General features: G+C 69.4%; 18 protein-coding genes and 1 tRNA gene. 11 read left to right on the forward strand and 8 right to left on the reverse strand.

Translation table 11 applies throughout. The features are described from left to right. Positions 1-318: 318 nt before the first annotated feature. The 8 genes from ACH5AF_RS14580 (at position 319) to ACH5AF_RS14615 (ending at position 10,248) form a co-directional block, all read left to right on the forward strand. On the forward strand, positions 319-2,598 hold the full coding sequence (locus ACH5AF_RS14580) for an FdhF/YdeP family oxidoreductase (protein WP_398902007.1): 2,280 nt from the start codon (positions 319-321) through the stop codon (positions 2,596-2,598). Positions 2,599-2,650: 52 nt separating this feature from the next. After that, complete coding sequence (locus tag ACH5AF_RS14585) at positions 2,651-3,109, forward strand: PaaI family thioesterase (RefSeq protein WP_215181182.1); 459 nt, start codon at positions 2,651-2,653, stop codon at positions 3,107-3,109. 582 nt (positions 3,110-3,691) lie between these two features. Further along, complete coding sequence (locus ACH5AF_RS14590; protein ID WP_398902008.1) at positions 3,692-4,093, forward strand: hypothetical protein; 402 nt, start codon at positions 3,692-3,694, stop codon at positions 4,091-4,093. Between the two features lie 526 nt (positions 4,094-4,619). Next, entirely contained in the window at positions 4,620-5,852 is a 1,233-nt protein-coding gene (locus ACH5AF_RS14595) for a branched-chain amino acid ABC transporter substrate-binding protein (RefSeq protein ID WP_398902009.1), read from the forward strand. A 124-nt stretch (positions 5,853-5,976) separates the two neighbouring features. After that, positions 5,977-6,909: a branched-chain amino acid ABC transporter permease gene (locus ACH5AF_RS14600; protein WP_215181177.1), complete on the forward strand. Its 933-nt coding sequence runs from the start codon at positions 5,977-5,979 to the stop codon at positions 6,907-6,909. A 5-nt stretch (positions 6,910-6,914) separates the two neighbouring features. Then, positions 6,915-8,645 carry a branched-chain amino acid ABC transporter permease gene (locus tag ACH5AF_RS14605; RefSeq protein ID WP_398902275.1) on the forward strand — a complete coding sequence of 577 codons (1,731 nt, stop codon included), beginning with the start codon at positions 6,915-6,917 and terminating at the stop codon, positions 8,643-8,645. Then, entirely contained in the window at positions 8,642-9,535 is an 894-nt protein-coding gene (locus tag ACH5AF_RS14610) for an ABC transporter ATP-binding protein (RefSeq protein WP_398902010.1), read from the forward strand. Before ACH5AF_RS14605 ends, ACH5AF_RS14610 begins: the two co-directional genes overlap by 4 nt. Then, complete coding sequence (locus tag ACH5AF_RS14615) at positions 9,532-10,248, forward strand: ABC transporter ATP-binding protein (RefSeq protein ID WP_398902011.1); 717 nt, start codon at positions 9,532-9,534, stop codon at positions 10,246-10,248. The genes ACH5AF_RS14610 and ACH5AF_RS14615 overlap by 4 nt, the downstream gene beginning before the upstream one ends. Before the next feature lie 86 nt (positions 10,249-10,334). Here ACH5AF_RS14615 and ACH5AF_RS14620 read toward each other — a convergent pair whose 3' ends face one another. Continuing rightward, complete coding sequence (locus tag ACH5AF_RS14620; protein WP_398902012.1) at positions 10,335-10,991, reverse strand: ANTAR domain-containing response regulator; 657 nt, start codon at positions 10,989-10,991, stop codon at positions 10,335-10,337. A gap of 95 nt (positions 10,992-11,086) precedes the next feature. Between ACH5AF_RS14620 and ACH5AF_RS14625 the strand changes: the two genes are divergently transcribed. Together ACH5AF_RS14625 and ACH5AF_RS14630 are read left to right on the forward strand one after the other, a co-directional pair. After that, positions 11,087-11,161 (forward strand) — tRNA-Leu (locus ACH5AF_RS14625). Between the two features lie 107 nt (positions 11,162-11,268). After that, complete coding sequence (locus ACH5AF_RS14630) at positions 11,269-12,039, forward strand: transcriptional regulator (RefSeq protein WP_398902013.1); 771 nt, start codon at positions 11,269-11,271, stop codon at positions 12,037-12,039. A gap of 4 nt (positions 12,040-12,043) precedes the next feature. Here ACH5AF_RS14630 and pyk read toward each other — a convergent pair whose 3' ends face one another. Continuing rightward, positions 12,044-13,471: a pyruvate kinase gene (pyk, locus tag ACH5AF_RS14635; protein ID WP_398902014.1), complete on the reverse strand. Its 1,428-nt coding sequence runs from the start codon at positions 13,469-13,471 to the stop codon at positions 12,044-12,046. 128 nt (positions 13,472-13,599) lie between these two features. Next, the gene (locus tag ACH5AF_RS14640) at positions 13,600-14,319 is read right to left on the reverse strand and encodes an SIMPL domain-containing protein (protein WP_398902015.1); all 720 of its coding nucleotides are present in this window, start codon (positions 14,317-14,319) and stop codon (positions 13,600-13,602) included. A 94-nt stretch (positions 14,320-14,413) separates the two neighbouring features. Here ACH5AF_RS14640 and ACH5AF_RS14645 point away from each other — a divergent pair, with 94 nt between their 5' ends. Continuing rightward, entirely contained in the window at positions 14,414-16,225 is a 1,812-nt protein-coding gene (locus ACH5AF_RS14645; protein ID WP_398902016.1) for a bifunctional metallophosphatase/5'-nucleotidase, read from the forward strand. Positions 16,226-16,245: 20 nt separating this feature from the next. Here ACH5AF_RS14645 and ACH5AF_RS14650 read toward each other — a convergent pair whose 3' ends face one another. From ACH5AF_RS14650 to ACH5AF_RS14670, 5 genes are all read right to left on the reverse strand, one after another. After that, entirely contained in the window at positions 16,246-17,679 is a 1,434-nt protein-coding gene (locus ACH5AF_RS14650; RefSeq protein WP_398902017.1) for a lysine N(6)-hydroxylase/L-ornithine N(5)-oxygenase family protein, read from the reverse strand. Beyond that, the gene (locus ACH5AF_RS14655; protein ID WP_398902018.1) at positions 17,676-19,049 is read right to left on the reverse strand and encodes a pyridoxal phosphate-dependent decarboxylase family protein; all 1,374 of its coding nucleotides are present in this window, start codon (positions 19,047-19,049) and stop codon (positions 17,676-17,678) included. The genes ACH5AF_RS14650 and ACH5AF_RS14655 overlap by 4 nt, the downstream gene beginning before the upstream one ends. 885 nt (positions 19,050-19,934) lie before the next feature. Beyond that, positions 19,935-22,424: an aminopeptidase N gene (pepN, locus tag ACH5AF_RS14660; RefSeq protein WP_398902019.1), complete on the reverse strand. Its 2,490-nt coding sequence runs from the start codon at positions 22,422-22,424 to the stop codon at positions 19,935-19,937. A gap of 291 nt (positions 22,425-22,715) precedes the next feature. Next, positions 22,716-23,348, reverse strand: a complete 633-nt coding sequence (locus ACH5AF_RS14665) for a response regulator (protein ID WP_398902020.1) — start codon at positions 23,346-23,348, stop codon at positions 22,716-22,718. Further along, positions 23,348-24,619 carry a sensor histidine kinase gene (locus tag ACH5AF_RS14670; protein ID WP_398902276.1) on the reverse strand — a complete coding sequence of 424 codons (1,272 nt, stop codon included), beginning with the start codon at positions 24,617-24,619 and terminating at the stop codon, positions 23,348-23,350. The genes ACH5AF_RS14665 and ACH5AF_RS14670 overlap by 1 nt, the downstream gene beginning before the upstream one ends. Positions 24,620-24,692: the final 73 nt, after the last annotated feature.

Here is a 24,692-nt window from a genome sequence, read left to right on the forward strand (position 1 = left end):
CCCGATCCTGCCACGGACCACTGACATTCCCGACCCACGGTCTGCGGCACCCGGTCCGGCCTGAGCCCGGCCGCCGCCGGGGGCGCGTGAGCGGTTCCCCGTAGGGCCCGGACCCGGGCCGTACGCCGGGGGCACGCGGCCAGCGCCCGGTACGGCCGCAGCCCGGCCACTGCCGGTGATGGGTGAGCTGTGCCCGGGGCGGCCCCGGCCCGATCACCTCCGCAGGCTGCCCGGTTCCTCGGAGCCTGGGCCACTGTCGGTGGTACGTGAAAGGATCGGAGCCGTTATAGCAGGAAACGACGCTCGAAGGAGAGCGCGATGGCCAGCAAGCCGCCCGCAGGTGATCCGGTCCAGGACGCGCCCCAGGTCGCGGAGCCGCAGCATGCGGCAGCCGGCCTGGCCGCGATCGGGCACACGCTGCGCACGGCCCGCCAGCAGATGGGCGTGCGCCGCACGGCGCAGACGCTGCTGCAGGTCAATCAGAAGGACGGCTTCGACTGTCCCGGCTGCGCCTGGCCCGAGGGCGACAAGCGCCATGTCGCGGAGTTCTGCGAGAACGGGGCGAAGGCCGTCGCCGAGGAGGCGACGCTGCGCCGTGTCACGCCGGACTTCTTCGCCGCGCACACGCTCGCCGACCTGGCGCGCCGCAGTGATTACTGGCTGGGCCAGCAGGGCCGTATCACCCAGCCCATGTATCTCGCCGAGGGCGCCGAGAGGTACGAGGCGGTGACCTGGGAGCGAGCGTTCGCGATCATCGCCGAGGAGCTGGGCGCACTCTCCTCCCCGGACGAGGCCCTGTTCTACACGTCGGGGCGCACGAGCAACGAGGCGGCGTTCCTGCTGCAGCTGTTCGCCCGCGAGTTCGGGACGAACAATCTGCCCGACTGTTCCAACATGTGCCACGAGTCCTCCGGCTCCGCGCTGACCGAGACGATCGGCATCGGCAAGGGCAGCGTCTCGCTGGAGGACCTGCACCAGGCCGATCTGATCATCGTGGCGGGGCAGAATCCCGGCACCAACCACCCCCGCATGCTCTCCGCCCTGGAGAAGGCCAAGGCCTCGGGCGCGCGGATCGTCTCGGTGAATCCGCTGCCCGAGGCGGGCCTGGAGCGGTTCAAGAATCCGCAGACGCCGCGCGGCATGATCAAGGGCGTCCCGCTGACCGATCTCTTCCTCCAGATCCGCATCGGCGGCGACCAGGCACTCTTCCGCCTGCTGAACAAGCTGGTCCTGGAGACCGACGGTGCGGTCGACTCGGACTTCGTGCGGGAACACACCCATGGGTTCGAGGAGTTCGCCGCCGCCGCGCGGGCGGCCGACTGGGACGACACACTCGCCGCGACCGGGCTGGGGCGCAAGGAGATCGAGCGCGCGCTCACCATGGTGCTGGAGTCCCAGCGCATCATCGTGTGCTGGGCGATGGGCCTGACCCAGCACAAGCACTCCGTGGCGACCATCCGCGAGGTGGTCAACTTCCTGCTGCTGCGCGGCAACATCGGCCGTCCCGGGGCGGGGGTCTGCCCGGTGCGCGGCCATTCCAACGTGCAGGGCGACCGCACGATGGGCATCTTCGAGCGTCCCTCGCAGGCGTTCCTGGACGCGCTGGAGCGGGAGTTCGGCTTCGCGCCGCCGCGCCACCACGGCTTCGACGTCGTCCGTTCGATCGAGGCGCTGCGCGACGGCCGGGCCAAGGTGTTCTTCGCGATGGGCGGCAACTTCGTGGGGGCCACCCCGGACACGGAGGTCACCGAGGCGGCGGTGCGCAAGGCCCGGCTGACGGTGCACGTGTCGACCAAGCTGAACCGCTCGCACGCCGTCACAGGCCGGCGTGCGCTGATCCTGCCGACCCTGGGGCGCACCGACAAGGACGTCCAGGCGGGCGGTCGTCAGGTGGTCACCGTCGAGGATTCGATGGGCATGGTCCACGCCTCCCGTGGAAACCTGCCGCCCGCGAGCCCGCATCTGCTCTCCGAGCCGGCCATCGTCGCCCGCATGGCGCGTGCTGTGCTGGGGCCGGCGTCGACGACACCGTGGGAGGAGTTCGAGAAGGACTACGGGAGGATCCGCGAGCGGATCGCCCGAGTCGTTCCCGGCTTCGAGGGCTTCAACGAGAAGATCGCCCGGCCCGGCGGTTTCACCCTGCCGCATGGCCCGCGCGACGAGCGGCGCTTCCCGACGGCGACGGGCAAGGCCAACTTCACCGCGGCCCCGGTCGAGTACCCCGAGGTGCCCGAGGGCCGGCTGCTCCTGCAGACCCTGCGCTCGCACGACCAGTACAACACCACGATCTACGGTCTCGACGACCGCTACCGCGGCATCAAGGGCGGCCGGCGCGTGGTGCTCGTACACCCCGAGGACGCGCGGGCGCTGGGCCTGGCGGACGGTGCGTACACCGACCTGGTCAGCGAGTGGAAGGACGGCGTGGAGCGCCGCGCCCCGGGCTTCCGGGTCGTCCACTACCCCACGGCGCGTGGCTGCGCCGCGGCGTACTACCCGGAGACGAACGTGCTGGTGCCGCTGGACTCCACGGCGGACACGAGCAACACCCCCGCCAGCAAGTCCGTGATCGTGCGTCTGGAACAATCTCCGACCACCTAAGCGTTTGCTCAGGCAGTCAGGGAAACGCCGTACGACGATCGGAGCCGGCCCCATGGGCGAGCAGACCACCGTGAAGTTCCCGCAAGAGGTCATCGACGAGTACGCGGAGCTCGGCATAGACCTGCCCGCACTCTTCTCCGCCGGGACCCTGGGCGACCGCATGGGCGTGCAGATCGTCGAGGCCTCGGCGGAGCGGGTCGTGGGCACGATGCCCGTGGAGGGCAACACCCAGCCCTACGGGCTGCTGCACGGCGGCGCCTCCGCGGTGCTGGCAGAGACCCTGGGGTCGGTGGGCTCGATGCTGCACGGCGGCTCCTCCAAGATCGCCGTCGGCGTGGACCTCAACTGCACGCACCACCGCGGTGTGCGTTCGGGTCAGGTCACCGGCGTGGCGACTCCGGTGCACCGTGGGCGCTCCACTGCCACGTACGAGATCGTGATCAGCGATGAGCAGGACAGGCGGGTCTGCACGGCACGGCTGACCTGCCTCCTGCGTGACGCCCAGGGCTGAGCCACCGGCGCGGCGGCCGCCCACCGGGCCGCCGCGCCTCACTCGGGGCTCCTGCCCCGCGCCCCGCCGGCCACCTTCTCGGGACCCGGGCAACCCGCCCCGGGCCCGCCACCGGCCCGCGTCGCGGCACCCAGGCCCCCACGTTCCCTCCGGCACCCCGCCGGACCGGGCCTCTGGCCCGGTGCCACCTGACTCGAGACCGGCCCGGTCGCCCAGCCCTGCGTCCGCCGCCCGCCTCGCACCGGCCCCACCCCCTACGGCGCCGCGCAACCGCCGGGCACCCCGTCTCCGCCCCCGCGCCCCGGCCGGCATCCCAGCTCTGGGCACCGCGTACGCCGCCCGCCTCGCACGGCCCCAGGCCTCCGTCACCTTCCGCGCCACGCGGGCCAGGCCCCGCGCCCCACCGCCGGCACCCCACTCAAGACACCCACCCCGGTGCCCAGCCCAGGTCACCCGCCGCACCACGCCGGACCTGGCCCCATTTCCCGCCTGCGCCGCTTTGCGGGGCCGGGGCATGCTTCGCGGGAGCATCGCCGTTCCGGACCGTTGTGTCACCGATGGTGACGGCCTAGCGTTTCCCCCATGGGTATGAAGCCGCATGGTCCGGCCACGTACGCCGCCGGGGTACTCCTGTTCTCGCTCGCCGCGCCCGCCTGTGCGACCGCCCCCTCCCCCGGCTCCTCAGGGCCGTCAACTCCGGTGCCACAGAACACCTCCCTCGCACAGATATGCACAAGTATCGTGTCGTACTGGGCCAAAGAGACACTCAAGGGCAGCAAATGGTCGGGGATCGACTGGGAACAGAAGGGCCTCTCCAATGATCAGTACGCGCTGCACGAGGAAATCGTCGCCGCAGCACATACCGAGGAGAGGCGCCAAGGCCGTCGAAAAGCACTTGAGTTGATCGACCGCCAGGCGGAACAGAAGTGCACGCAGCGCAAGGGTGCGACCGGCAGCTCCGAGAACTGGCGACCGCCGAGCTGACCCGACGCGCCGCATTCCCTGACGAGGAGTCCGAAAATCGGACGGTGGCCGATTACGCAGCGCTTCCATCCGCGGCCGATTCACCTCGCCGTCACGACGCCGCAACACGATCAACATCCCCAAATTCGTCACTCTGAGTGACGAAGATCGTGTCCGGAATGCGGTTTCCCGCTCACGGTTGCCCGCGGCTCCGATCCCCTCGTAACCCGAGCAAACTCCGATCGGGTGTCAGTACCAAGATCTACCCAAGCCCCTTAGCGGAACTGCAGATTCTCAACATGTGGGCATTCTGTACCGTAGGCAAAAGCCCGATCTGTCCATACTCCCCCCACACATCTTTGGCCTCGGCATAACAAGAGCGTCACATCCTGACTGCCCGACTCCCTAGGCCCGCCACCTCCGCCTAGAGTCACCGCCAGTCACCGCGCCGAAGGGCGCACCTTCAGCAGGCCGTGTATCTCCCCAGTACGGCCCGGCGAAGAAACGGCACCTCAGCAGAGGGGGCCGCGCCAGGAAAGGATTAATCGTGCGCCACCGTTCCTTGCTCATCCTCACCACCATGGTCACCACAGGAGCGCTCACCCTCTCCGCCTGCGGCTCGCGCGACGACAACCAGAGCGGCAGCGCGAGTGGCGGCAAGACCACCGTTGTCATCGGTGTCGACGCGCCGCTGACCGGTTCCCTCTCCGCTCTCGGTCAGGGCATCAAGAACTCGGTGGACCTGGCGGTAAAGACCGCCAACAAAAACAACGAGGTCCCCGGCGTCGAGTTCAAGATCGAAGCTCTCGACGACCAGGCCGTGCCCGCCTCCGGCCAGGCCAATGCCACCAAACTGGTGGGTAACAAGGACGTTCTCGGCGTTGTCGGCCCGCTGAACTCCGGCGTGGCCCAGTCGATGCAGGGTGTCTTCAACACCGCCAACCTCACCCAGGTCTCCCCGGCCAACACCAACCCGGCGCTCACCCAGGGCGACAACTGGGGCAAGGGTGACAAGAAGCGGACGTTCGCCACCTACTTCCGTACCGCCACCACGGACGTCATCCAGGGCAAGTTCGCCGCCCAGTACCTCTACAACGACGCCAAGAAGCGGAAGGTCTTCGTCGTCGACGACAAGCAGACCTACGGCGCCGGCCTCGCCGCGATCTTCTCCGACGAGTTCAAGCGCCTCGGTGGCAAGATCGTCGGCACCGACCACGTCACCGTGAAGGAGACCGACTTCTCCTCCACCGCCGACAAGGTCAAGGCCTCCGGCGCGGACTCCGTCTACTTCGGCGGCCAGTACCCCGAGGGCGGCCTGCTCTCCGACCAGGTCAAGAAGGCCGGAGCGAAGATCCCCACCATGGGTGGCGACGGCATCTACGACCCCGCGTTCATCAAGGCCTCCGGTGTGGCCAACGACGGCGACCTCGCCACCTCCGTCGGCTACCCGGTCGAGAAGCTGCCGACCGCCAAGAAGTTCATCGACGACTACAAGGCCGGCGGCTACAAGGACGCGTACGCGGCCTACGGTGGCTACTCCTACGACGCCGCCTGGAGCATCATCCAGGCCGTCAAGGCGGTCGTCGCGGCCAACGACGGCAAGGTTCCCGCCGACGCCCGCAAGAAGGTCGTCGACGCCATGTCCAAGGTCTCGTTCGACGGTGTGACCGGCAAGGTCTCCTTCGACGAGTTCGGCGACACCACCAACAAGCAGCTCACCGTCTACGCGGTGAAGGGCGCCGACTGGAAGGACGTCAAGTCCGCGACCTTCGAGGACTGATCGCGGACGGACCGGCCACCGGTCCACTCCGCCGGCACCCACCGAAATGAACACCGCCGCGCGAGGGCGCAAACAGCGCCCTCGCGCGGACTCATAATCCGACACGCTCATCGGAGGCCCTGCGGTGAACGAACTGCCGCAACAGCTGGCCAACGGCCTTGCCCTCGGCGCCCTTTATGGTCTCATCGCCATCGGGTACACCATGGTCTACGGCATCGTCCAGCTCATCAACTTCGCCCATGGCGAGATCTTCATGATCGGGGGCTTCGGCGCCCTCACCACCTACATCTGGCTCCCCAGCGGAACCAGTCTCCTGGTGGCGATTCCCCTCATGATCATCGGCGGCGCAATTGCCTCCGTCGCCGTCGCCACGGCCGCGGAGCGCTTCGCCTACCGGCCACTGCGCTCCGCGCCACGGCTCGCCCCGCTCATCACGGCGATCGGCCTGTCCATCGCCCTCCAGCAGCTCATCTGGGGCTTCTACCCCGAAGCCAAGGCAGCGCGCAGCTTCCCCGAGTTCACCGGAGAATCCTTCAAGATCTTCGACAACCTCGCCATCCAGCGCGCCGACGCCTTCGTGCTCGTCCTCGCCCCGCTCTGCATGCTCGCCCTCGGCCTCTTCGTCTCCAAGAGCCGCAGCGGCCGCGCCATGCAGGCAACCGCCCAGGACCCCGACACGGCGAAGCTGATGGGCATCAACACCGACCGCATCATCGTGATGGCCTTCGCCATCGGCGCCGCGTTCGCCGCGGTCGCCGCGGTCGCCTACGGCCTCGACAAGGGCCAGATCAACTTCGAGATGGGCTTCATCCTCGGCCTCAAGGCGTTCACCGCCGCAGTGCTCGGCGGCATCGGCAACATCTACGGCGCCATGGTCGGCGGCGTCGTCCTCGGCCTCGCCGAGGCCCTGTCGATCGCCTACATCGAGGAAATCCCCGGCATGCAGCAGCTCGGCGGTGGCGCCTGGTCCAACGTCTGGGCTTTCGTACTCCTCATCGTCGTGCTCCTCGTCAGGCCCCAGGGCCTGCTCGGTGAGCGCGTCGCGGATCGGGCGTGAGAACGATGACCACCGACACCACCAAGACGGCCGGTGCCGCACCGGACGCCTCCCGTGCCGCCGCCCTCCGCTGGCTCACCGCTGCCGGCGGCGCCGCCACCATCGCCAGCACCTTCCTGGCCTGGACATGGACCGACGCGTTCCCCGGCAACCTCACCGTCACCGGATACCCCGGCGGCCTCCAGGTCCTCACCCTCACCGCCGGCATCCTCATCGTCCTCTTCGCACTCGCGTCGCTCGGCATCAAGGGACTCGGCTGGCTGGTACCCACCGGCAGCACCAAAGCCCTGAAGCTCCTCGCGATCGGAACCGCCGCCACCACGTGGTTCACCGTCATCGCCATCGCCATCGAACTCGGCGGCCTCAGGAACCTCGAACCCGGCGGCTACGTGGCCGCAGTGGCCTCCGTTATCCCCGTCGTCACCGCATTCCTGCTGCCCGACGACACCCGCAAGGCCACCCGCCCCAAGGAACTCCCCTCCTGGGCCGAGATCCTCATCATCGTCGCCGCGTTCGCCGTCGGTCTCTTCGTGATCACCTACGGCATCGGCACCGAGTACGCCGAACTCTTCACCGGCTACATGATCACCGTCGGCTTCGCCGTCGCCGCGCTCTTCAAAGCCGGCCTCATCGCACGGCTCTCCGCCGTCACGGCCAAGAACCGCCAGGTCACGGTCATCGCCGCCTTCGTCGCCGCCGCGGCCTTCCCCTTCACCCAGAGCACCGACCAGTACACCCTCGTCGCGGTCAACATCCTCATCTTCGCGACCGTCGCGCTGGGCCTGAACGTCGTCGTCGGCCTCGCCGGCCTCCTCGACCTCGGATACGTCGCCTTCCTCGGCGTCGGCGCCTACACCGCCGCCCTCGTCTCCGGATCGACGGCCTCCGCCTTCGACGTGCACTTCCCCTTCTGGGCCGCGGTCCTCACCGGCGCCCTCGTGTCGCTGCTCTTCGGCGTCATCATCGGCGCCCCCACCCTGCGACTGCGCGGCGACTACCTCGCCATCGTCACCCTCGGCTTCGGAGAGATCTTCCGCATCGCCATGGGCAACCTCGACGGCGTCTCCGGACCGCAGATCACCAACGGCCCCAACGGCATCCCGAACATCCCCGACCTCGAGTTCCTCGGGTTCAACTTCGGGCAGGCCCACACCGTATTCGGCATCGAGCTCGGCGCCTACGCCAACTACTACATGCTCATGCTCCTCGTGACGGTCCTCGTCGTCCTCGTCTTCAGCCGCGCCGGCAACTCACGCATCGGCCGCGCCTGGGTCGCCATCCGCGAGGACGAGACCGCCGCCACCGCCATGGGCATCAACGGCTTCCGCGTCAAGCTCATCGCCTTCGCCCTCGGCGCCACACTCGCCGGCCTCGCCGGCACCGTGCAGGCACACGTCCAGCACACCGTGGTCCCCGAGATGTACCAGTTCGCCGGTCCCGTACCGCCCAACTCCGCCTTCCTCCTAGCGGCCGTCATCCTCGGCGGCATGGGCACCATCAGCGGACCGCTGATCGGCGCCACGCTCCTCTACATGATCCCCGCCAAGCTGCAGTTCCTTCAGGACTACCAGCTCCTCGGCTTCGGCATCGCCCTCATCCTGCTCATGCGCTTCCGCCCCGAAGGCCTCATCGCCAACCGGCGCGCCCAGCTCGAGTACCACGAGACCGATCAACTCGACGTCCCCGAAAACGGACTCCCCGACTCCGGCGTCGGCGTCGCGAAGGCTGGGGCGTGAAAGACATGACGACCACAACCGACACCCAGACCCAGACCGTCCTCGAAGCCAGCGGCGTCACCATGCGCTTCGGCGGCCTCACCGCCGTCAAGGCCGTGGACCTCACCGTCCACTCCGGCGAAATCGTCGGCCTCATCGGCCCCAACGGCGCCGGCAAGACGACCTTCTTCAACTGCCTCACCGGGCTGTACATCCCCACCGAAGGCACCGTCTCCTACAAGGGCACCGTGCTGCCGCCCAAGCCGCACCTCGTGACCAAAGCCGGCATCGCCCGCACCTTCCAGAACATCCGGCTCTTCGCCAACATGACCGTCCTGGAAAACGTCCTCGTCGGCCGGCACACCCGCACCAAGGAAGGCCTCTGGTCGGCCCTGCTGCGCGGACCCGGCTTCAAGAAGGCCGAAGCCGCATCCCACGCACGGGCCATGGAACTCCTCGAGTTCATCGGCCTGGACCACAAGGCCGACCACCTCTCCCGCAACCTGCCCTACGGCGAACAGCGCAAGCTCGAAATCGCCCGAGCACTCGCGAGCGACCCCGGCCTGCTGCTCCTCGACGAGCCCACCGCCGGAATGAACCCGCAGGAAACCCGGGCCGCCGAAGAACTCATCTTCGCCATCCGGGACATGGGCATCGCCGTACTCGTCATCGAGCACGACATGCGCTTCATCTTCAACCTCTGCGACCGCGTCGCCTGCCTCGTCCAGGGCGAAAAGCTCATCGAAGGCACACCAGCGGTCGTCCAGGGCGACGAGCGCGTCGTCGCGGCGTATCTCGGTACGCCCTTCGAGGGCGAGCCGGGCGAAGCAGAAGCCGCAGAAGTAGCGGCCGCAGAAGCGGACGCGAACGACGACACACGCACCACCGGCACGGAAGGAGACGCGAAGTGACCGCACTCCTCGAAGTCGAGGACCTCAGGGTCGCCTACGGCAAGATCGAGGCCGTCAAGGGCATCTCCTTCTCCGTCGAGGCCGGCCAGGTCGTCACCCTCATCGGCACCAACGGCGCCGGCAAGACCACCACCCTGCGCACCCTGTCCGGACTGCTCAAGCCGTCCGGAGGAAAGATCACGTTCGAGGGCAAGCCGCTCAGCGGCATCCCCGCGCACAAGATCGTGTCGCTGGGCCTGGCCCACTCCCCCGAAGGCCGGCACATCTTCCCGCGCCTCACCATCGCCGAGAACCTCCACCTCGGAGCGTTCCTGCGCAGCGACAAGGAAGGGATCGAAAGGGACATCCAACGTGCCTACGACCTCTTCCCCATCCTCGGTGAGCGCCGCAAGCAGGCAGCCGGAACCCTCTCCGGCGGCGAACAGCAGATGCTCGCCATGGGACGCGCACTGATGTCGCAGCCGAAACTGCTCATGCTCGACGAACCCTCCATGGGACTCTCGCCGATCATGATGCAGAAGATCATGGCGACCATCTCGGAGCTGAAGGCCCAGGGCACGACGATCCTCCTCGTCGAACAGAACGCCCAAGCCGCCCTCTCCCTGGCCGACCGTGCATATGTCATGGAGGTCGGCAACATCGTCCTCTCCGGCACCGGCCAGGACCTGCTCCACGACGAGTCCGTCCGCAAGGCCTACCTCGGCGAGGACTGACCCCGGCAGACGTGACAAGGGCCCGCACCCTTCGGCCTTCGGGGTGCGGGCCCTTCCCACATGTCCTTCCTCGATCCCGGCGGGGACTACTCCCCCTTCGCCGCCTTCTTCTCCTCGGCATCCTCGATGACCGCCTCGGCGACCTGCTGCATCGACAGCCGCCGGTCCATCGACGTCTTCTGGATCCACCGGAACGCGGCCGGCTCCGTGAGCCCGTACTGCGTCTGCAGGATGCTCTTGGCCCGGTCGACCAGCTTGCGCGTCTCCAGCCGCTGAGAGAGGTCGGCGACCTCCTTCTCCAGGGCCTTCAGCTCGGTGAAACGGGAGACGGCCATCTCGATCGCAGGCACGACGTCGCTCTTGCTGAACGGCTTCACCAGATACGCCATCGCACCGGCGTCACGCGCCCGCTCGACGAGATCACGCTGCGAGAACGCGGTGAGCATCAGGACCGGGGCGATGGACTCCTCGGCGATCTTCTCGGCAGCGGAGATCCCGTCCAGGACGGGCATCTTCACATCGAGGATGACCAGGTCGGGCCGGTGCTCCCGGGCCAGCTCGACGGCCCGCTGTCCGTCGCCGGCCTCGCCGACGACCGCGTAGCCCTCTTCCTCGAGCATCTCTTTGAGGTCGAGCCGGATGAGGGCCTCGTCCTCGGCGATGACGACACGGGTCGTCAGCGGTGGCACGTGTGACTTGTCGTCGTCGGCGGAGATGGGCTGGGGCGACTCGGGGGCGGTCACGGGACTCCTCGTTCCAAGGCAGGGTGCTCCCCATGAGCCTACCTAGCTGCGGTAAGGTGATGGCCATCGGGACCGGTCGGTCCGAACAATGCAAGGCCCCAGTACTCCAATTGGTTAGAGAGGCCGCTCTCAAACAGCGGACAGTGTGGGTTCGAATCCCACCTGGGGCACTCTCCCTGCGATTCGAGGCAGATCCGCCTCTCGGAAATTCACTCGATTGTGCCATCTAGGTTCGACTTTCCATGAGCGCTGTTGATCGCCAGGCAATGTTGGCGGCATGTACGACATTGGTACGCGCAAACAAGTGCTCGCCCTCGTAGCTGAGGGGCGCAGTCTCAACTCGGTCAGCAAAGAGACCGGAATTTCCCGCGCATCCATCCGCTCCTGGCAGCTACGCCTCATGCCGCTCAACAGCAGCACGCCCTGCCCTCGCTGCTGCGACGTCCCGAGATTGCCCGCCGACATGCCCGCGTACTCCTACCTCCTCGGGCTCTACCTCGGCGATGGCTGCATCAGCCCTCTACGTCGAGGCGTCTACTTCCTCCGCATCGCCTGCGCCGACGCCTGGCCCGGCCTCATCGACGCCTGTGCCGCGGCCATCCGGGCTTCCAGACCTGATAACAAGGTGTTCCGTGTCCGCAGCGTGGGCTGCCAGTACGTGACGGCCCACAGCAAGCACTGGCCATGCCTGTTTCCTCAGCACGGCCCTGGCAGGAAGCACGAGCGCAAGATCGCCTTGGAGTCCTGGCAGCAGGAGATCGTAAATGCCCACCCGTGGGAGTTCATACGCGGACTGATCCACTCGGACGGTTGCCGAATCACCAACTGGACGACACGGCTTGTCAGTGGAGTAGTCAAACGGTACGACTACCCCCGATATTTCTTCACCAACAAGTCTCCCGACATTATTCAGCTCTTCACGGGCACGCTCGATCAAGTCGGTGTCGAGTGGAAGTCCGCCAGGCGCCCCGGCGGCGCGCAGAACATCTCCGTCGCCCGGCGCGCCTCCGTCGCGCTCATGGACGCGCACGTCGGGCCGAAGCACTGATGCCTTACGCGAGGCTCTCGCCGATGCGGTGTGCCCGGACCAGGTTCGTCGAGCCGGCTACTCCCGGCGGGGAGCCAGCCGTGATCACCACGATGTCGCCCCTTTCGCAGCGGCCGATCTTCAGCAGTTCCTCGTCCACCTGGGCCACCATCGCGTCCGTGGACTCCACGTGCGGGCCGAGGAAGGTCTCCACGCCCCAGGTGAGACTGAGCTGGGAGCGGGTGGCCGCGTCCGGGGTGAAGGCGAGGAGGGGGATCGGGGAGCGGTAGCGGGAGAGGCGGCGGACGGTGTCGCCGGACTGGGTGAAGGCGACGAGGAACTTGGCGCCGAGGAAGTCGCCCATTTCGGCGGCCGCGCGGGCGACCGCGCCGCCCTGGGTGCGGGGCTTGTTGCGGTCGGTCAGGGGTGGCAGGCCCTTGGCGAGGACGTCTTCCTCGGCCGCTTCGACGATGCGGCTCATGGTCTTGACGGTCTCGACGGGGTATTTGCCGACGCTGGTCTCGCCGGAGAGCATCACGGCGTCGGTGCCGTCGATGACGGCGTTGGCGACGTCGGACGCCTCGGCGCGGGTGGGGCGGCTGTTGTCGATCATGGAGTCGAGCATCTGGGTGGCGACGATGACCGGCTTGGCGTTGCGTTTGGCGAGCTTGACGGCCCGCTTCTGGACGATGGGCACCTGCTCCAGTGGCATTTCGACGCCGAGGTCGCCGCGGGCGACCATGATGCCGTCGAAGGCGGCGACGATGTCGTCGATGTTCTCGACGGCCTGGGGTTTTTCGACCTTGGCGATGACGGGCAGGCGTCGGCCCTCTCCCGCCATGACGCGGTGGACGTCTTCGATGTCGCGGCCGGTGCGGACGAAGGAGAGGGCGATGACGTCCGCGCCGATGCGCAGGGCCCAGCGGAGGTCTTCGATGTCCTTCTCGGAGAGTGCGGGGACGGAGACTGCGACGCCAGGCAGGTTGAGGCCTTTGTGGTCGGAGACCATGCCGCCTTCGGCGACGATGGTGTGTACCCGGGTGCCTTCGACTTCGGTGACTTCGAGGGCGACTTTGCCGTCGTCGACGAGGATGCGCTCGCCTCGGCTGACATCTGCGGTCAGTCCTTTGTAGGTGGTGCCGCAGATGTGGCGGTCGCCTTCGATGTCGTCGACGGTGATGGTGAATTCGTCGCCGCGTTCGAGCAGTACGGGTCCTTCGTGGAAGCGTCCGAGGCGGATCTTCGGGCCTTGAAGGTCGGCGAGGACGCCGACGCTGCGTCCGGTTTCGTCGGCGGCCTTGCGTACGTGTCGGTAGCGCTCTTCGTGGTCGGTGTAGGTGCCGTGGCTGAGGTTGAAGCGGGCGACGTCCATTCCGGCTTGGACCAGGGCTTTGATCTGGTCGTATGTGTCGGTGGCGGGTCCCAGGGTGCAGACGATCTTTGCTCGGCGCATGGTTCGAGCCTAGGGCTTACCGATCGGTAGAGAATTGGCTGGGCATGTCTACTCAACAACCTTTGCGTGAAGGGTTATTGACAAGTGTTGAATTGTGCGCAGGGGTGCTCTGATGAGCGCTCGTCATTTCATGAAGGCGTGTGCGGCTGGAGCTCGGGCGGCGTCATCGTGAAACGTGCGTTCACCTGTGCGGTCACCGTCTGGCGTTGTGGTTCCAGGTCCAGCGGGGGTGCCATTTCGGTCTGTTCGGTGCCGAATGCGGCGGCCCGCATTCCGCCGGGCGCGGTCGGTATTCCGTAGGGTGCGGTGTTCTCCGCGCCGATGTCGGCGAGTTCCAGGAGTGCCGTGAGCCGGCTGCCGAGTGCCTCGGCGTATTCGCGGGCGCGCCGTACGGCGTCCCGTACTGCTTCGCGGCGGGCTTCGCCGTGGGCGGGTGAGTCGGGGCGCAGTGACCACCAGGGGCCGCTGACGCGGGTGAGTTCGAGGTCGGCGAGGCGGGTGGTGAGTTCGCCGAGGGCGGTGAAGTCGGTGAGTTCGGCGGTGATGTACACGCCGCCGTGGTAGGCGCGGACGCGTTCGCCGCGGCTGTGCTGGGTGAGTTCGGGGCTGATGGAGAAGGCGCCGGTGGCGAGTTTCTCCACGGCGTCTCCGTAGGACTTGATGAGGTCCAGTACGGCGTTGTTGCGCCGGGTGAGGTCTTCGAGGGCTGTGCGCCGGTCCTTGCCGCGTGCGCTGACCTGGATGCCGATCCTGGCGATCTCGGGGTCGAATTCGAGTTGGGCCTGGCCGCGCACGGCGACTCTGGGTGCCTCGGGTGTTCCGTACGGGACTGCGGTGTCGCCGGTCATGCGCTCTCCCTCACTGTTGTGGTCGAAGCCTTTCGCACGGGGCTGTCCTACGCCAGAATCTACGCGCGTTGTGCACATGATCGAGGGAGACGAAATGCCGCTGAACCGTAGGACGTTCCTGGAGCGGTCGGCCGCCGCCGGGGCCGGTGTGGCGATCGCCGGCGGCGCGGTGGCGCCCGCCGCGGCCGCGGAGCCGGAGGGGGGACACGGCCATGGACGTCCGCCGAAGCGGTATGCGTTCACCGTCATGGGGACGACCGATCTGCACGGCAATGTCTTCAACTGGGACTACTTCACCGACAGGGAGTTCGACGACAGGGCGCACAACGATGTGGGCCTGGCGAAGATCTCGACGCTGGTGAACCGCGTCCGCGAGGAGAAGGGGCGCCGCAACACGCTCCTGATAGACGCGGGTGACACGATCCAGGGCACCCAGCTGTCGTACTACTACGCGAAGGTCGACCCGATCACCGCCGAGCGCGGTCCGGTCCACCCGATGGCGCAGGCGATGAACGCCATCGGCTACGACGCGGCGGCGCTGGGCAATCACGAGTTCAACTACGGCATTCCGGTACTGCGGAAGTTCGAGGAGCAGTGCGACTTCCCGCTGCTGGGTGCGAACGCGCTGGATGCGCGGACGCTGTGTCCGGCGTTCGCCCCGTACAGCATGCACCGGCTGCGCACGCCGTACGGCCGCGATGTGCGTGTCGCGGTGCTCGGTCTGACGAACCCGGGCATCGCCATCTGGGACAGGCAGAACGTCAGCGGGAGGATGGTGTTCCCGGGCCTGGAGGAGCAGGCGGCCAAGTGGGTGCCGAGGCTGCGGTCGATGGGTGCGGATGTCGTTGTCGTGTCGGCGCACTCGGGGTCCAGCGGCACTTCTTCGTACGGGGATCAGCTGCCGTACATCGAGAACGCCGCGGGTCTGGTCGCCGAGCAGGTGCCGGGCATCGACGCGATCCTGGTCGGTCATGCGCATACGGAGATCGCGGAGTATTTCGTCACGAACAAGGAGACCGGGCAGCGGGTTGTGCTGTCGGAGCCGCTGAAGTGGGGTCAGCGGCTGACTCTGTTCGACTTCGACCTGGTGTGGGAGAGGGGCCGTTGGAGTGTCGAGAAGGTCGCGGCGCAGGTCCTGAATTCGAACACGGTTGCCGAGGACGAGGAGATCACCCGGCTGCTCGGTGACGAGCACAAGAAGGTGGTCGCGTACGTCAACCAGGTCATCGGCACGTCCACGGCCACGATGTCCACGGCCGACGCGCCGTGGAAGGACGAGCCGATCATCGACCTGATCAACGTGGTGCAGGCGGAGACGGTGAAGGCGGCACTGGCGGGGGGCCAGTGGGCGGCGCTGCCGGTGCTCTCGCAGGCCTCGTGTTTCTCCCGTACGGCCGCGATTCCGGCCGGCGAGGTGACGATCAGGGACGCCGCGGGGCTGTATCCGTTCGAGAACACGCTGGAGGCTCGGCTGGTGACGGGTATGCAGCTGAAGGAGTATCTGGAGTTCTCGGCGCGCTACTACGTGCAGACGCCCGTGGGGGCTCCGGTGGACACGTCGAGGCTGACGAACGCGGACGGCATTCCCGACTACAACTATGACGCCGTGTCGGGCGTGTCGTACGAGATCGACATCGCGAGGCCGGCCGGTTCGCGGATCGTGAACCTGTCCTTCGAGGGCAGGGCGATCGATCCGGCGGCGCGGTTCGTGCTGGCCGTGAACAACTACCGGGCGAGCGGTGGCGGCAACTTCCCGCACATCGCGCGTGCCCAGCAGCTGTGGGCGAATTCGGAGGAGATCAGGAACACGATCATCTCCTGGGTGCAGGCGAAGGGCACGGTCGACCCGGCGTCGTTCGCCTCGGTGAGCTGGAAGCTGACGCGTGAGGGCACGCCGGTCTTCTAGAGGCGGGGTGCGCGAGGCGCTCAGCGTTGCTGGGTCAGGGGGGTCGGCTTCGGCTGCTGCCCGGGGATGGCGGGTGCCTCGCGCCGTTCGAGGCCGAAGCTGGTGAAGGCGGTGCGGCGGGGCAGGGGGTAGGGCTCCTTGCCGGTGAGCGAGTTGAGGATGGAGGCGCTGCGCCAGGCGGCGAGGCCGAGGTCGGGAGCGCCGACGCCGTGGGTGTGGCGTTCGGCGTTCTGTACGTAGACGGTGCCGGTGACGCTGGGGTCGAGCTTCAGCCGGAACTGTTCGTCGACGACGGGTCGGCCTTGGCTGTCGCGGCGCATGTACGGGTCGATGCCGGCGAGCAGGTGGCCGAGGGGGCGTTCGCGGTAGCCGGTGGCGAGGATGACGGCTTCGGTCGTGAGCCGGGAGCGGGTGCCCTGCTGGCTGTGTTCCAGGTGCAGTTCGACCTTGGTGGTGGCGACGCGTCCGGCGGTGCGGACGGTGACGCCGGGGGTGAGGACGGCGTCGGGCCAGCCGCCGTGGAGGGTGCGGCGGTAGAGCTCCTGGTGGATGGCGGCGATGGTGTCGGCGTCGATGCCTTTGTGGAGCTGCCACTGCCGGGGCAGGAGGTCGTTGCGCACCGGTTCGGGCAGGGCGTGGAAGTAGCGTGTGTAGTCGGGCGTGAAGTGTTCGAGGCCGAGCTTGGAGTACTCCATCGGCGCGAATGACCCGGTCCGGGCCAGCCAGTGGATCCTCTCGGCTCCGGCCGGTCTGGCGCGCAGCAGGTCGAGGAAGACCTCGGCGCCGGACTGGCCGGAGCCGATGACGGTGACGTGCTCGGCGGCGAGCAGGGCGTCGCGGTGGTCGAGGTAGTCGGCGGAGTGGATGACGGGTACGCCCGGCGCGTCGGCGAGGGGGCGCAGCGGTTCGGGGACGTACGGTTCGGTGCCGATGCCGAGGGCGATGCTGCGGGTGTATGCGCGGCCGAGGGCTTCGGCCTCGCCGTCGGTGTCGAGTTGGGTGAAGTCGACTTCGAACAGGTCGCGTTCGGGGTTCCAGCGGACGGCGTCGACCTGGTGGCCGAAGTGGAGTCCGGGGAGGTTCTCGCCGACCCAGCGGCAGTACGCGTCGTACTCGGCGCGCTGGATGTGGAACCTCTCGGCGAAGTAGAAGGGGTAGAGCCGCTCCCGTGAGCGCAGGTAGTTGAGGAACGACCAGGGGCTCGCGGGGTCGGTGAGGGTGACGAGGTCGGCGAGGAACGGGACCTGGAGGGTGGTGCCCTCGATGAGCAGACCGGGGTGCCAGTGGAAGGCGGACCGCTGCTCGTAGAACGCGGTCGTGAGGCCGCCGGGTACGCCGTGGGCGAGCGCGGCGAGGGAGAGGTTGAACGGGCCGATACCGATGCCCACCAGGTCGTGGGGGCGGTCGAGGGTGGCCGCCGCCGGGGCGGCCTCGGTAGCGGGCGTGGCGGTCATCGGGGGGTGCTGCCTTCCACGAGTGCGATCAGGGCGTGCAGATGGGCGGGGGTGGTGTGCGGGTTGAGCAGGGTCGCCTTGAGCCAGATGCGGCCGTCGGCGCGGGCCCGGCCGAGGACGGCGCGGCCGCCGGTGAGGAGGGTGCGGCGGATGCCGGCGGTCTGCTCGTCGGTGGCGCCGGTGGGGCGGAACAGGACGGTCGACAGGGTGGGCCGTTCGTACAGCTCCAGGCCGGGGTGCTTGTCGATGAGGTCGGCGAGGTCCTGTGCGGCGGCGCAGACCTGGTCCACGAGTGCGCCGAGTCCGGTGCGCCCGAGGGCCCTGAGGGTGGTGGCGATCTTGAGGACGTCGGGGCGGCGGGTGGTGCGCAGGGAGCGGCCGAGGAGGTCGGGCAGTCCGGCGTCGGTGTCGTCCTCGGCGTTGAGGTACTCGGCGGTGTGTGCGAGGGGCGTGAGGCGGGCCGTGTCGGCTACGGCGAGGAGTCCGGCCGCGACGGGCTGCCAGCCGAGTTTGTGCAGGTCGAGGGTGACGGAGTGGGCGCGGTCCAGGCCCGCGAGGAGGCTTCTTCGTGAGCGGCTGAAGAGCAGCGGGCCGCCGTACGCGGCGTCGATGTGGAGCTCGGCGCCGTGGTGCCCGGCGACCTCGGCGATCGCCGCGAGCGGGTCGATGCGGCCGGTGTCGGTGGTGCCCGCGGTGGCGACGACGAGCACGGGGCCGGGCAGCTTGGTGAGGGCGTCGTTCAGGGCGGCGATGTCGTGGACCGGGACGGTGACGGGGCCGGGCAGCCCCAACAGCCAGGCGGCGCGGCGTACGGAGTGGTGTGCGGAGTCGGCGCAGACGACCTTCACCGCGGTGCTGTGGCGTTCGCGGGCGAGGAGGAGGGCGAGCTGGTTGGACTCGGTGCCGCCGGTGGTGACGAGGGCGGCGGGGGCGGGAGCGCGCGGGTAGACCTCGGCGGCCACGGCCCGGGTGAGGGCTGCTTCGAGCGCGGAGGCGGCCGGGGCCTGGTCCCAGGAGTCCATCGACGGGTTGAGCGCGGAGGCGGCGAGGTCGGCGGCGACGGCAAGTGCGAGGGGCGGGGTGTGGAGGTGGGCCGCGCACAGGGGGTCGGCGGGGTCGGCCGAGCCGTGGGCGACGGCGCGGACGAGGGTGTGGAGGGCCTCTTCGGGGCCGCGGCCCTCGTCGGGGAGGGCGTCGCCGAGGGCGTCGCGCAGCCGCGTGGTGACGGCGTCGGGTCCGCCGCCGGGCAGAGGGCCGCCGCGCGCCTCGGCGCCTTCCCGGAGAGCGCCGAGCACGACGCGCAGCAGCGGCCGCAGGTCGTCGGGGCCGGCGAGGCCGCCGGCGAGGGGCGGTGGCGGCGGCGTGGGCATGCGGAGTCCTTCGTGACGGATCGCGGCGGTGGGCGGGGTGCGCCCGGCAGGCTCAACGATCCGGACGGGAAGGGGTATTGGGTGGGGGGCGGGCTGTGGGGCGAGGTGTTTTCCTCTGCCCGCCCCTTCCCGAAACCGGGGCAAGCCCGGACCCCGGTACGGGCGGGAGGCCGGGGTTGCCTCGCGTGGCAGGAGTGTCCTCAAGCGCCGGACGGGCTGGTTCGCCGCTGCGCGGAACGCCGGCTCGTGGCGGAGCCCCGACGGGGGCGTGGGCGCACCGGGGGCGTGGGCGCACCGGGCCCTAGCGTCCGACTGGGAAACATCAGCCCCGGCGGGGCCAGCCCTGCGGGCCACACCCGGCCCCGCCGGGGCACAGGCTGACCGGCCGGGAGCCAGTCAGCCCGTCGGGGGCTCGGCGCGGAGACCGACGGAGACGTCGGCACACGAGCCCCGCCGGCCCCCAACAGGAGTACATCCACCGCCCGCCGGGGGCCAACAGCCCTGCGGGCCACACCCGACCCCGCCCCGTACCCGCCCGCCGGCGCACAGCCAGCCCGCTCCGGAACCCCATCCAGCCCGGCCGGCACCTCCCCACCCGCCGGCGACTGAGGCGCAGGGGGCTCGGCGCGGAGACCGACGGAGACGTCGGCACACGGTCCCCGCCGGCGCCCAACCGGGACACGTCAGCCCCGCCGGGGCCATCAGCCTCACAGGCCACAGCCATCCCGCCGGGTACCGGCCCGCCGGCGCACAGCCAGGCCCGCACCTCCAGGCACGCCGGCATTCCGGCCCCGCCGGCGCCCAGCCGGACCCGCCCGGCACCTCCGGGCGCGGGGGCTCAGGGCGGGCCCCGGCGGGGGCGTGGGCACACCCGCCTCGGGTGTGTCAGGCGCCGCGGATGTGCAGGGCCCTTCGGAGGTCGTCCAGCTGGTCCACCAGCTTGCGGCGCAGGGCCGGGATCGGTGAGGACTCGCGCAGGCAGTCCTCACCCAGGCGCAGCGACTCCGCGTCGACCGCGTGGAGCGGGAAGGCGTACCTGCCCGCGGCCTCGGCGATCGCCGGGCCGCGGCGGGCGGCGACCGCGACCGCGTCGGGGTAGTAGCGGGGGACGTACTCCCATACCAGCGCTGCCTGTTCGGGCTGCCAGAAGCCCTGGGCCGTCGCCGTGAAGAGGTAGTTGGACAGGTCGTCCGTCTCGAAGAGCCGGGACCAGGCCGCCGCCTTGGCCTCCGGTGTCGGCAGGGCGGCGCGGCAGCGGGCCGCGCCCTCCTGGCCGGTCGCGCTCGGGTCGCGGTCGAGTTCGGCCGCGATCTCCTTCTCGCCGACCGCGCCGAGGACGGCGAGGCGCGTGAGGATGCGCCAGCGCAGCTCGGGGTCGAGTTCGGGCCCGCCGGGGACGCTGTCGTCGGCGAGCCACTCCTGGATGGACGCGGGCTGGGACGCCGCGTCGATGAAGTGGCGGACCGCCGTCAGCCGCAGGCCGGGGTCGCTGCCGTCCTCCGTGTGGCGCAGCACGGCGCGGCAGGTGTCGGTGAGTGTGGCGAGCGCGGCGGGGCGCTGCTCCGCGGGCAGGTAGCAGTCGGCGATCTGTCCGGACGCGAAGGCGAGGACTCCCTGGACGACGGCGAGGTCGGTCTCCCGGGGCACGTGCGCGCGGGCGGCCTGGAGGTAGGCGGTGGGGGCCAGTTCGCCGTCGCGGACCATGTCGCGGGCCGCGTTCCACACCACGGCGCGGGTGAGCGGGTCGGGGATGCCGGAGAGGGAGCCGAGTGCGGTGGCCCAGGACTCGGTGTCGAGGCGGACCTTGGCGTAGGTGGTGTCGCCGTCGTTGAGGACGATGAGCGCGGGGCGGCGGCCGGGGTGGATGTCGTGCTCGGTGCGCGGCACGTCCACGTCGATGCGGTCGCGCAGGACCAGCCGGCCCGGTTCGATCGGGTCGGTGTCGAAGGCGCCGACGGCGATGCGGTGGGGGCGGCTGCCGTCGTGCTCGATGCCGAGCGTCCAGCCGCCGGCGGTCTCGGTGACGTTCGGGGTGAGGGTGTCGACGCCGGTGGTGCGCAGCCATTGGGCCGCCCAGGTGTGCACGTCCCGGTCGGTGGCCTCGGCGAGGGAGTCGATGAAGTCGGCGAGGGTGGCGTTGGAGAACTTGTGCCGGGCGAAGTGGATGTTGATGCCGGCGAGGAAGTCCTTCTCCCCCAGCCAGGTCACGAGCTGGCGCAGGGCGGATGCGCCCTTGGCGTAGGAGATGCCGTCGAAGTTGAGCATCGCGGACGCGGTGTCGGGCACGGCGTCCGGGTCGGGGGCGACGGGGTGGGTGGAGGGCCGCTGGTCGGCGTCGTAGCCCCACGCCTTGCGAGTGATGCCGAAGTCGACCCAGGTGTCGGTGAAGCGAGTGGCCTCGGTGAGCGTCTGGTAGCCCATGTACTCGGCGAACGACTCGTTGAGCCAGATGTCGTCCCACCACTTGAGGGTGACGAGGTCGCCGAACCACATGTGGGCCATCTCGTGGGCGATGACCATGGCGCGGGTCTGGCGCTGGGTGTCGGTGACGGCGGAGCGGTAGACGAATTCGTCACGGAAGGTGACGAGTCCGGGGTTCTCCATGGCGCCGGCGTTGAACTCGGGCACGAAGGCCTGGTCGTAGGAGTCGAAGGGGTACGGCTCCTCGAACTTCTCGTGGTACCGGTCGTAGCACTGGCGGGTGATCTCGAACAGTTCGTCCGCGTCGGCGTCGAGGTGGGCACCGAGCGAGCGGCGCACATGGAGGCCGAAGGGCAGCCCGGCGTGCTCGGTGCGGACCGAGTGCCAGGGGCCGGCGGCGACGGCCACGAGGTAGGTGGACAGCAGCGGGGTGGGGGCGCAGGTCCAGCGGCCGTTGCCGTCGTGGGTCGCGATGCTGTTGCCGAGGACGGTCCAGCCCTGCGGCGCGGTGACGGTGAGGCCGAAGACGGCCTTGAGATCGGGCTGGTCGAAGGCGGCGAAGACCCGCTGGACGTCCTCCAGGAACAGCTGGGTGTAGACGTACTCCTCGCCGTCGGTCGGATCGGTGAAACGGTGCATGCCTTCGCCGGTCCGGGAGTAGCGCATGCTCGCGTCGATGCGCAGCTCGTGTTCACCGGCGGTGAGGCCGGTCAGCGGGTAGCGGTTGCCGTCGAGCGCGGCGGGGTCGAGTGACTGTCCGTCCAGGGTGAGGCAACGCAGTTCGGCGGGCTTGAGTTCGACGAAGGTGTCCCCGGCCGCGCGTGCCGTGAACCGGATCACGGTCCGGGAGTCGAAGGTCTCTTCGCCGGTGGTCAGATCGAGGTCGATGCTGTAGCGGTGTACGTCGATCAGCCGGGCTCGGGTCTGCGCTTCGTCGCGCGTCAGTACGGACATGGGAGCCATGCTGCCCGATGGCCCTGGGACGGCACAGGGGGGTGTGTTCCGCTGTCAGCGCACACTGTCCGCCACGTTCGCGGCACACCGGGACGTCGGCTTCACGGCACAACGGTCACGTCGGCTTCACGCAGCACCGCGCGTCGGATTCGCGGCGCACCGGGACGTCGGATTCGCGGAACACCGGGACGTCCGGCATCGTCGCCCAGCCGGCCATTCCGCGCCGTCTATGAGCGGACGCGGCACGCAGGGACATGAACGCCGCACCGCGGCCCGGTGCGCCGGTCGGGGTCAGGCCCGCAGGTAAGTGAGGACGGCCAGGACCCTGCGGTGGGTCTTGTCCGTCGGAGGCAGGTCCAGTTTGGTGAGGATGTTACCGATGTGCTTGCCGATCGCGGCTTCGGACACCACCAGTTCCTTGGCGATCGCGCCGTTGGACCTTCCCTCGGCGATCAGTGCCAGCACCTCGCGTTCGCGCGGGGTGAGCCGCTCCAGCGGATCGCGGCGGCGGCGCAGCAACTGGCGCACCACCTCGGGGTCGACCACCGTCCCGCCGTCCGTCACCTTGTGCAGGGCTTCCACGAAACCCTCGACCTGGCCGACCCGGTCCTTGAGCAGATAACCGACGCCCGATCCGTCGCCGGAGTCCAGGAGTTCGGCGGCGTACGTCCGTTGCACGTACTGACTGAGGACCAGGACCGGGAGTGCGGGGCGCTTCTCGCGCAGCCGCACTGCCGCGTGCAGGCCCTCGTCCTGGAAACCGGGCGGCATGCGTACGTCCGTCACCACGATGTCGGGGGCATGCTCCTCGACCGCGGCGATCAGTGCCTGTGCGTCTCCGACGGCCGACACCACCTCGTGGCCGCAGCGGCTGAGCAGGCCGATGAGCCCTTCCCGCAGCAGCACGCTGTCTTCGGCCAGCACTACGCGGAGCGATCGGCCGCCTTGGTCAACTCGCAAGGAAACTCCACACGCAACAGAGTCGGTCCACTCGGCGGACTGGTCAGGGAAAGTCTGCCATCCAGGACCGACACCCGGTCCGCGAGACCGGTGAGGCCGCTGCCCGCCGAGGGGTCCGCGCCGCCGCAGCCGTCGTCGCGCACCTCGAGGAACAGGCGTCCGTCGCGATGACCGCCGCTCACCTGCGCGCGGTCGGCCCCGCTGTGTCTGGCAACGTTGGCCAGCGCCTCGCAGACCACGAAGTACGCTGCGGACTCGACCGCCTGGGTCGGCCGGCCAGGCAGTTCGAGGTCGACGTCGACGGGGACCACGCAGCGGTCGGCGGCGTCGGCGACCGCGGCTTGAAGGCCGTAGTCCGTGAGTACCTTGGGGTAGATGCCGTGAATGAGCTCGCGCAGCTCCACGAGCGCCTTGCCCGCCTCCTCCTGGGCCTTGGTGAGCTGGTCGGCGAGCGGGCCGGGCGGGGCATCGAGGCGGGCCAACCCGAGGGCCATCGTCAGTGCCACAAGGCGCTGTTGGGCGCCGTCGTGCAGATCGCGCTCGATACGGCGCCGCTCGGCCTCGAAGGCATCCACCAGCCGGGCACGGGAGTGGGCCAGTTCGACCACCTTGGCGCCGAGCTCGCGCTCGCGGGAGGCGATCAGCAGCCGGGCCAGCTCGGCGCGGGCGCCCGCCGTGGCACCGAGCGCATAAGCGCCTAGGCACATCAGGAGCAGGCCCAGTACGGCGACTCCGAATGCGGTCGGCCAAGTGGTGACCGTCCACTGCTTGAGCACCTTCGCCTCGTGGCCGTCGCCGACGGTGGTCATCAGCAGCGGGGTGGCGACCATGGACAGCGGGAAGAGCAGGGCGACCGTGATCGCCAGGGCGTCGACCGGCCACAGCAGCCCGGCGAACAGCAGCGCGTACCCGAGCTCCCGCCAGGTCGCCTGCTCGCGCAGCCGGGTGGTCAGCCAGGCCCACAGACCCGGCGCGGTCGGCACCTGGTGCGGGCCGGACACCGGATCGCGGTCGATCAGGCGCAGCCGGCGCCGCTCCACCCCGGCCACCGGGATCCCGCTGAGGGCGACCAGGACGAGCAGGGGCAGTCCCACCAGGGCGATGGCAAGCGCACCGCAGACCGCTGCCACCGTCACGATCCCCACCAGGCTGGCGACGCCGGTCGCCGCGCCGGTGAGCAGATACCCGGCGGAGCGCCAGGGCCAGGGCGACAGCAGGAAGCCCGGCCGGGACATGGCCTGCCACACGTTCCGAGGGTGCATGTGCATGACCGTAAGGGGCCGCATCGGTCGGTGCCATCGGTCCAGT

It is taken from the genome of Streptomyces sp. NPDC018833 (genome assembly GCF_044390825.1).
Taxonomy (GTDB): domain Bacteria; phylum Actinomycetota; class Actinomycetes; order Streptomycetales; family Streptomycetaceae; genus Streptomyces.

Coding starts and splice junctions, on each gene's coding strand:
- ACH5AF_RS14645 (WP_398902016.1), top strand. CDS start 14,414: ATGCCGCTGAACCGTAGGACGTTCCTGGAGCGGTCGGCCGCCGCCGGG.
- pyk (WP_398902014.1), bottom strand. CDS start 13,471: ATGCGCCGAGCAAAGATCGTCTGCACCCTGGGACCCGCCACCGACACA.
- ACH5AF_RS14650 (WP_398902017.1), bottom strand. CDS start 17,679: ATGACCGCCACGCCCGCTACCGAGGCCGCCCCGGCGGCGGCCACCCTC.
- ACH5AF_RS14630 (WP_398902013.1), top strand. CDS start 11,269: ATGTACGACATTGGTACGCGCAAACAAGTGCTCGCCCTCGTAGCTGAG.
- ACH5AF_RS14670 (WP_398902276.1), bottom strand. CDS start 24,619: ATGTCCCGGCCGGGCTTCCTGCTGTCGCCCTGGCCCTGGCGCTCCGCC.
- ACH5AF_RS14590 (WP_398902008.1), top strand. CDS start 3,692: ATGGGTATGAAGCCGCATGGTCCGGCCACGTACGCCGCCGGGGTACTC.
- ACH5AF_RS14640 (WP_398902015.1), bottom strand. CDS start 14,319: ATGACCGGCGACACCGCAGTCCCGTACGGAACACCCGAGGCACCCAGA.
- ACH5AF_RS14655 (WP_398902018.1), bottom strand. CDS start 19,049: ATGCCCACGCCGCCGCCACCGCCCCTCGCCGGCGGCCTCGCCGGCCCC.
- ACH5AF_RS14580 (WP_398902007.1), top strand. CDS start 319: ATGGCCAGCAAGCCGCCCGCAGGTGATCCGGTCCAGGACGCGCCCCAG.
- ACH5AF_RS14605 (WP_398902275.1), top strand. CDS start 6,915: ATGACCACCGACACCACCAAGACGGCCGGTGCCGCACCGGACGCCTCC.
- pepN (WP_398902019.1), bottom strand. CDS start 22,424: ATGTCCGTACTGACGCGCGACGAAGCGCAGACCCGAGCCCGGCTGATC.
- ACH5AF_RS14585 (WP_215181182.1), top strand. CDS start 2,651: ATGGGCGAGCAGACCACCGTGAAGTTCCCGCAAGAGGTCATCGACGAG.